A 1,447-nucleotide genomic window follows, 5' to 3' on the forward strand; every position below is an offset into this window, starting at 1 on the left:
ACAGGCAACTTGCCAACATCAACGTGCCTGCAAAAGGGGCTTTTCCCGAAAGCTATGTAAACGAGCCTACTGTCCGTGTTGGCCTCTATGCGCGGCTCTCTCGTATTCGTTCTGACTTGGACCTTGATGCATTCAGCGAGGAGCTCGAGGACCGCTTTGGTGACATGCCTGGCGAAGTGACCGTTCTGCTGGAACTTACCAGGTTGCGGATAGCAGCGTCGGAACTGGGTGTCGGCAAAGTTGATGTTGGGCCCGAAGCCGTCGCGATCACCTTGCGCAACAAGCCACTGGCGTCACGATGGCGGGACAGGAAGGTGTTGGGCCTGGAGTACCGAAACGGCCGCGTGATTTTCAGGCGGATCGAGTCCCGCGTCTCAGGCATCGATGCCGTTCGCTTGGCGCTAGATGCCATACGTGCAGTTCAGCCAAAGCACGAGGTCTGACGAGCCTTTTATCTCCACCGCGGCGGTACAATGTACCAGCTTCATATTCACCTCAGCCAAGACTAGCAGGGCGAGGTTTAAGGCATCGTTCCGGCTTGATGGGCCGTCATGGCGGCCATGTTCTCGTTCAGGTGGGCCATGATCCAAACCGAGCCCAGGACCACCAGCGCAACGATCAGCACGCCGAAGGCCAAGGCCAGGATGTTGTTGGTGTTGTCCGGCCCGGTGGTCAGGTGCAGAAAAAAGACTAGATGCACACCCATCTGCGCAACAGCGAGCACCACCAGGGCCGAAATCACCGCCGGCTGGTAAATCAGATCGGTTTGAGCCGCCAGGAATGACGCGATCGTGAGCAGGATGGCCAGGCCGTAGCCGATCACATAGCCCAACAGCCCTCCAGCCACTTCGTGCTCGGTTATACGTTCCTCGCCCGGTGCGGAATCGCGGCGGTCCTGCATCTCGCCGGGCCTGCTCTCGGTGTCGGTCATGGCGATGCTCCCAACAGATAGACCAGGGTGAAGATGGCGACCCAGATGATGTCGAGTGCGTGCCAGAAAAGCCCGAAGCAGTGGAGCCGCCGCAAAATATCCGACCGAAAACCCTTGACCCATAGCTGCGCCATCATTGTGCCCAGCCAGAGCAGCCCCAGCCCGACATGGGTGCCGTGGCAGCCAACGAGCGCAAAGAAGGCTGATAGGAATGCGCTGCGCGAAGGCCCCGCCTGCTCGCCGATCATCGCCGCGAATTCCTGTACCTCCAGAAACAGGAAGGCTGCCCCGAGCAATCCGGTGACGAGCAGCCAGGCCTGCGTTGCAGCCATCGATCTGCGATGGGTCGCGAGTATCGCCAGGCCACCGGTGAAGCTCGACGTGAGCAGAAGGCCCGTCTGCACCGCAACGCGGGTGGGCTCGAACAAATCCTTGCCGGTCGGTCCGCCGGCGGTCGCCTTGGCAAGCACGGCATACGCCGCGAAGAAGGCCGAGAATATGATGATGTCGGACAGC

The 1,447-nt window shown here is 60.3% G+C and carries 3 protein-coding genes; 1 reads left to right on the forward strand and 2 read right to left on the reverse strand.

Annotated features, from left to right (window positions below; translation table 11 throughout):
- Positions 1 to 443 (forward strand): TRCF domain-containing protein (locus EN925_RS35580; protein ID WP_348630390.1); only part of this gene is annotated, 443 nt, incomplete at its 5' end.
- 77 nt (positions 444 to 520) lie between these two features.
- Here the strand turns inward: EN925_RS35580 and cyoD are convergent.
- Together cyoD and EN925_RS35590 are read right to left on the reverse strand one after the other, a co-directional pair.
- Complete coding sequence (gene cyoD / locus EN925_RS35585) at positions 521 to 931, reverse strand: cytochrome o ubiquinol oxidase subunit IV (protein ID WP_013525252.1); 411 nt, start codon at positions 929 to 931, stop codon at positions 521 to 523.
- Positions 928 to 1,447, reverse strand: a 520-nt coding sequence (locus EN925_RS35590) for a cytochrome c oxidase subunit 3 (RefSeq protein ID WP_128337353.1), incomplete at its 5' end; no start/stop codon positions are given. The genes EN925_RS35590 and cyoD, both read right to left, overlap by 4 nt.

The organism is Mesorhizobium sp. M7A.F.Ca.US.006.04.2.1 (assembly GCF_004022915.1).
GTDB classification, from domain to species: Bacteria; Pseudomonadota; Alphaproteobacteria; order Rhizobiales; family Rhizobiaceae; genus Mesorhizobium; species Mesorhizobium ciceri.

Coding starts and splice junctions, on each gene's coding strand:
- cyoD (WP_013525252.1), bottom strand. CDS start 931: ATGACCGACACCGAGAGCAGGCCCGGCGAGATGCAGGACCGCCGCGAT.